General features: G+C 62.8%; 5 protein-coding genes. All 5 read left to right on the top strand.

What is annotated here, in order from left to right; all coding sequences use genetic code 11:
* Window positions 1-30 precede the first annotated feature (30 nt).
* Window positions 31-1,455, top strand: coding sequence for a siroheme synthase CysG (gene cysG, locus CAK78_RS07000; protein ID WP_094696814.1), 1,425 nt, complete (start codon window positions 31-33; stop codon window positions 1,453-1,455).
* Between the two features lie 103 nt (window positions 1,456-1,558).
* Window positions 1,559-2,467 carry a sulfate adenylyltransferase subunit CysD gene (gene cysD, locus CAK78_RS06995; protein ID WP_005304721.1) on the top strand — a complete coding sequence of 303 codons (909 nt, stop codon included), beginning with the start codon at window positions 1,559-1,561 and terminating at the stop codon, window positions 2,465-2,467.
* Between the two features lie 24 nt (window positions 2,468-2,491).
* Window positions 2,492-3,919, top strand: coding sequence for a sulfate adenylyltransferase subunit CysN (gene cysN, locus CAK78_RS06990; RefSeq protein WP_094696813.1), 1,428 nt, complete (start codon window positions 2,492-2,494; stop codon window positions 3,917-3,919).
* Window positions 3,920-3,923: 4 nt separating this feature from the next.
* The gene (locus CAK78_RS06985; RefSeq protein WP_094696812.1) at window positions 3,924-5,648 is read left to right on the top strand and encodes an SLC13 family permease; all 1,725 of its coding nucleotides are present in this window, start codon (window positions 3,924-3,926) and stop codon (window positions 5,646-5,648) included.
* 147 nt (window positions 5,649-5,795) lie between these two features.
* On the top strand, window positions 5,796-6,387 hold a 592-nt coding region (gene cysC / locus CAK78_RS06980), incomplete at its 3' end, for an adenylyl-sulfate kinase (protein WP_141214142.1).

The raw sequence follows: 6,387 nt of genomic DNA, 5'->3' as shown, positions 1-6,387 counted from the left end.
TATTAGTCGTGTTCCGAGGGATGGGCCGAAATGGATTATTTGCCGATGTTTGCCAAATTGGACGGTCGCCCTGTGCTGCTGGTGGGTGGGGGCGAAGTGGCACTGCGCAAGGCGCGCCTGCTGCTGGCGGCCGGTGCCAGGCTGACCCTGGTCTCCCCCGAGCTGGAACCTGACTTCCATGAATTTGCCGGCCGCTTCATCCATCTGGCGGAGCGCTTCACTCCGGCCCATCTGGCCGGCCAGATCCTGGTGGTGGCCGCCACCGACGACCTCGAGGTGAACGCCCTGGTCTATCAGAGCGCCAACCAGCTCGGTCTGTTCGTCAATGTGGTGGATGATCCCAAGCGCTCCAGCTTTATCTTCCCCTCCATCATCGATCGCAGCCCCATCATGGTGGCCATCTCCAGCGGCGGCAAGGCGCCTGTGCTGGTGCGCCTGCTGCGCGAGCGGCTCGAGAGCCTGCTGCCGCGCCACCTAGGAGGCCTGGCCGAACTCTCGGGTCGGGTACGCGACCGGGCCAAGCGGGTGCTCTCCTCCATTTCCGATCGTCGCCGCTTCTGGGAGCGGGCGTTTGCCTCCAACACCCTGGCTGGTCTGATTGAGAAGGAAGATTGGCAAGGGGCCGAGAGCTGGCTGAACGAGGGTCTCGACAATGCGAAAAGCGAAGTGGGCGAGGTGGTGCTGGTGGGGGCGGGCCCCGGTGATCCGGGTCTGTTGACCCTCAAGGCGCTGCAACAAATTCAACAGGCCGAGGTGGTGCTTTATGACCAGCTGGTCTCCGCCGAGATCCTCGACCTGGTGCGCCGCGATGCCACCCTAGTGTCGGTCGGCAAGAAGGCCGGCGCTCACAGCGTGCCCCAGGAAGAGACCAATCGCCTGCTGGTGGAATACGCCAGGGCGGGCAACCGGGTGGTGCGGCTCAAGGGGGGCGATCCCTTCATGTTCGGCCGTGGCGGCGAGGAGCTGGAAGTGCTGGCAGACGAAGGCATCCCCTTCTCCGTGGTGCCCGGCATCACGGCTGCCGCCGGTGCCACCGCCTATGCCGGCATTCCGCTCACTCACCGCGACCATGCCCAGAGCGCCGTTTTTATCACCGGCCACTGCCAGAAGGAGGGCAAGGAGCCCGACTGGCAGCAGCTCGCCGCCACCAGCCAGACCCTGGTCATCTACATGGGGTTGATGCGCTCCGAGCATATCCAGCAGCAGCTGGTGAGCCATGGCCGCAGCGCCGCCACCCCCATCGCCATCATTGAACGGGGCACCACGGCGCGGCAGCTGGTGCTGACCGGCACCTTGGCGGAGCTGGCCGAGCTGGCCGCCCAGGCGGTGAGCCCGTCGCTTATCGTCATCGGCGAAGTGGTTGCCCTGCGTGAACGGCTTGCCTGGTTTGGCGAGACGGCGCAGGGGCAGGAGGCCGACAGCGGCCACGAGCTCAAACTGGTGAGCCTGGCCTGAGGCCAAGACCCGAATCGATTTGACGGTGTTGCCATGGCGGCACCGACCTGAACCAAGACCGCGCACCGACCAGGCGCGTCAGCAATGAACCGAGGACCCAGACATGGACCGTGAAAGATTGACCCATCTGCAGCAACTGGAAGCCGAGAGCATCCACATCATCCGCGAGGTGGCTGCCGAATTTGAAAACCCGGTGATGATGTACTCCATCGGCAAGGACTCCTCCGTCATGCTGCACCTGGCCCGCAAGGCCTTCTATCCGGGCAAGATCCCCTTCCCCCTGCTGCACGTCGACACCGACTGGAAGTTCAAGGAGATGATCAAGTTCCGCGATGAGACCGCCAAAAAGTACGGGCTGGATCTTATCGTCCACAAGAACCCGGATGGCCTCGCCATGGGCATCAACCCCTTCGTGCACGGCAGCGGCAAGCACACCGACATTATGAAGACCGAGGGGCTCAAGCAGGCGCTCAACAAATACGGCTTCGACGCCGCCTTCGGTGGGGCCCGCCGCGACGAGGAGAAGTCCCGAGCCAAGGAGCGGGTCTACTCCTTCCGCGACAAGTCTCACCGCTGGGATCCGAAGAACCAGCGCCCGGAGCTGTGGCGCGTCTACAACAGCCAGGTCAACAAGGGTGAGAGCATCCGGGTCTTCCCGCTCTCTAACTGGACCGAGCTGGATATCTGGCAATACATCTATCTCGAGAACATTGACATAGTGCCGCTCTACTTCGCAGCCCACCGCCCTGTGGTGGAGCGCAATGGCATCAAGATCATGGTGGATGACGAGCGCATGCCCATCGGCCCGGAAGATGAAGTGAAGCAGGAGCTGGTGCGCTTTCGTACCCTCGGCTGCTACCCGCTGACCGGGGCCATCGAATCCAATGCCACCACCTTGCCGGAGATCATCGAAGAGATGCTGATCACCACCTCGAGCGAGCGGCAAGGGCGGCTCATCGACCACGATCAGGCCGGCTCCATGGAGCAGAAGAAGCGTCAGGGCTATTTCTAAAAAAATGTTCTAAGGAATCGCAACATGAACAACCATATTCAGACCGCCATCAGCGAACAGGGCATTGAAGCCTACCTGCACGCCCAGCAACACAAGAGCCTGCTGCGCTTTCTCACCTGCGGCAGCGTGGACGATGGCAAGAGCACCCTTATCGGCCGCCTGCTGCACGACTCCCAGCAGATCTATGAAGATCAGCTCAAAGCGCTGGAGTCCGACAGCCAGAAGCTCGGCACCACCGGCGAGAAGCTGGACCTGGCGCTGCTGGTGGACGGCCTGCAGGCGGAGCGCGAGCAGGGCATCACCATCGACGTGGCCTACCGCTATTTCTCCACCGCCAAGCGCAAATTCATCATCTCGGACACCCCGGGCCATGAGCAGTACACCCGCAACATGGCCACCGGCGCCTCCACCTGCGATCTGGCCATCATATTGATCGATGCCCGCAAGGGGGTGCTGGATCAGACCCGTCGCCACAGCTTTATCGCGAGCCTGCTCGGCATCAAGCAGTTCGTGGTGGCGGTCAACAAGATGGATCTGGTGGAGTTCAGCCAGGAGGTGTTCGAGCGCATCAGCTTGGAGTACCGCGAGTTCGCCAAGAAGCTCAGCGTCGACACCATCCATATCGTGCCGGTCTCGGCGCTGGACGGTGACAACGTGGTCAACCCAAGCGACAAGCTGGCCTGGTATCAGGGTGAAACCCTGCTCTCCCTGCTGGAGAGCGCGGAAGTTGAGCGCGAGCTGGAGCGCCACCCGGTGCGCCTGCCGGTGCAGTACGTGAACCGCCCCAACCTCGATTTTCGCGGCTTCGCAGGCACTTTGGCCTCCGGCATCCTGCGGGTGGGCGACAAGCTGGCGGTGTTGCCGTCCGGCAAAGAGAGCACGGTGGCTCGCATCGTCACCTTCGACGGGGATCTGGACTACGCCCTGCCGGGTCAGGCCATCACGGTCACCTTCGCGGACGAGATCGACATCAGCCGGGGCGACCTGCTGGTGGATGCGGCGAAAAAGCCCCAGGTGACCCAGAACGTGCTGGCTCACATCGTCTGGATGGGGGAGGAGTCCCTGCAACCGGGCCGGGTCTATGACGTCAAGCTGGCCACCAAGAAGAGCCGTGGCCAGGTGGAGGCCATCTGCCACCGCATCGAGATCAACAAGCTGGACCAGCTGGATGCGAGCGAACTCAAGCTCAACGAGATCGGCCTGTGCGAGCTGAGCCTGACTGACCCGGTGGCGTTCGACCCGTACCAGGAGATCCGCGATACAGGCAGCTTCATCCTCATTGATCGACTGACCAACGTCACCGTGGGTGCCGGCATGATAGTGGAGGGCTTGGCCGCGAAAGTGGCAACAGGGCACTACAGCGAGTTCGAAGTCGAGCTCAACGCCCTGGTGCGCAAGCACTTCCCCCACAGGCAGGCGCTGACCATCAGCAACGACGCAAGCAAGGAATAAGCCCATGACCTGGCAACAATCCCTGGTGCTGGGTCTGCTGGCTGCCCTCGTCGTCCTGCTGATCCAGGGCAAACTCCGGCCGGCGCTGCTCTTCTCGGGCGCCGTGCTCATCACCTACCTGAGCGGTCTGGCGGACATCAACGCCGTGGTGGCGGGCTACACCAACAGCGCCCTGCTGACCCTGGTGCTGTTGCTGCTGGTCTCCCTGGCGGTGGAAAAAACCCGGGTCATGAGCTGGTTCGCCAACCTGGTGGGCACCGGCTCCTTCAACAAGGTGCTGGTGAAGGTGTGGTTCTCCACCGCCCTCCTGTCGGCGTTCGTCAACAACACCGCCGTGGTGGCCTCCATGTTGGGGGCGGTCAAACGCAACCCCAACCATGCGCCCTCCCGGCTGCTGCTGCCCATGTGCTTCGCGGCGACCTTTGGCGGCGTGCTGATCCTGATCGGCACCTCCACCAACCTTATCGTCAACAGCTTCCTCATCAAGATGGGGGCCAAGCCGCTCGGCATGTTCGACTTCTTCATGGTGGGGGCGGGGACCCTGCTGACCGGCCTCATCGCCGTGCTGCTGTTTGCCCGCCACCTGCCGGAGCAGGACACCGAGATGAGCCGCGAATCCGGCTATTTTCTCGAGGCCAAGGTGGGCGCCGGCTCGCCCATGGCCGGACGCAGCGTCAAGGAGAATGGCCTGCGCAGCCTGAAAAGCCTTTATCTTGCCGAGATCATCCGCGGCAATCAGGTGATCTGCCCGGTGCAGCCGGAACACGAGCTGCACGAGGGGGACATGCTGCTGTTTTGTGGCGATGTGGAGAGCGTCGGCGTGTTGCAGGAGCTCAAGGGGCTGGATCTCTACGGCCAGCACCGGCTCAACGGCCAGCATCTGGTGGAGGTGATCGTCAGCCACAGCTCGCGCCTGGTGGGTCAGACCATCAAGGATGCGGAGTTTCGCACCCACTTCGATGCGGTGGTGCTGGCGGTGCGCCGGGGCGAGACCCAGCTCACCGGTGGCCTCGGCCAGATTGAATTGCATGCAGGGGACACCTTGCTGCTGGCGCCGGGCCCCAAGTTTGCGGGCAACAAGTCCCTCTCCCGCGAGTTCGTGGTGGTGAGCGGGCTGGAGGCCTCTACCCGGCTCGATGCCACGCGCAGCGCTGCCGTGGTACTGGGCTTTCTCGGGGTGCTGACCCTGTCGGTGCTCGATCTGGTGCCGCTCTTCAAGGGGCTGCTGGTGATGCTGGTGGTGCTGCTCTTCTCCCGCATCCTGACCCTGGACGAGATCCGCCGCCGCTTTCCGCTGGATATCTGGCTGGTGGTGGGGGGCGCGCTGGCCATCGCCGATCAGCTGGAGCAGAGCGGGCTGGCCAAACTCATCGCCGACTGGCTGATGGGGGAGTTCAACGGTGCCAGCCCCATCATCGCCTTTATCGGCATCTACCTGTTTACCCTGGTGCTGACCGAGCTGATGAGCAACAACGCCGCCGCCGCCCTGGCCTTCCCCATGGGTTACCAGCTGGCGCTCAGCATGGATGTCTCCACCATGCCGTTCATTCTGGCGGTGCTGTTCGGGGCGAGCTCCAGCTTTATCCTGCCCTACGGCTATCAGACCAACCTGATGGTCTATGCGGCGGGCAACTACAAGATGCCGGATTACCTTAAATTGGCCCTGCCGGTCTCCCTGGCTTACAGCATCGGGGTGATCGTCATGGTGCCCCTGCTGTTTCCGTTTTAAGGGGGCGCAACTGGGGGCTTGGTGCCTTGCAGGGAATAGGAATACACGACCACCATGGCACCCGTCAGTGGCGAGTGGCCAGAGGCTGAGCTCAAGGAGCCAGACCGTTTCAGCATTGAGGCGCGCGCGCCAAGCAAGGAGTTTTGGATGAGCAATATCGTGTGGCATCAGCATGCCGTGGGCAAAGAGCGTAGGGCCGAGCAGAAAGGACAAAAGCCGCTGGTGATCTGGTTCACCGGCCTCTCCGGGGCGGGTAAATCCACCCTGGCGGGAGCCTTGGAGCAGGCGCTGGCCGCACAAGGCAAGCACACCTATCTGCTGGATGGGGACAACGTGCGCCACGGCCTCTGTGGCGATCTCGGCTTCGATGATGCCGCCCGTCAGGAGAATATCCGCCGTGTCGGTGAGGTGGCAAAACTGATGGTGGATGCGGGCCTGATCGTGCTCACCGCCTTTATCTCGCCGTTTCGTGCCGAGCGTGCGCTGGTGCGCAATCTCGTGGGTGAAGGGGAGTTTGTCGAAGTGTTTGTCGATGCGCCGCTCGCCGTTTGTGAAGAGCGCGACCCCAAGGGACTCTACAAGAAGGCGCGAGCAGGGGAGATCACGAATTTTACCGGTATCGACTCCGCCTACGAGGCCCCCGAGCAGCCGGAAATTCATCTGCTGAATGCCGGCAAGCCGGTGGAAGCGCTGGTGGATGAACTGCTGACTGCGCTAAGGAAGGTGCGAACAAGTGGAT

Origin of the sequence: Aeromonas sp. A35_P, from assembly GCF_002259925.1 — a bacterium.
Taxonomy (GTDB): Bacteria; Pseudomonadota; Gammaproteobacteria; order Enterobacterales; family Aeromonadaceae; genus Aeromonas; species Aeromonas dhakensis.
This window is presented reverse-complemented; position numbering and strand designations above follow the sequence as displayed.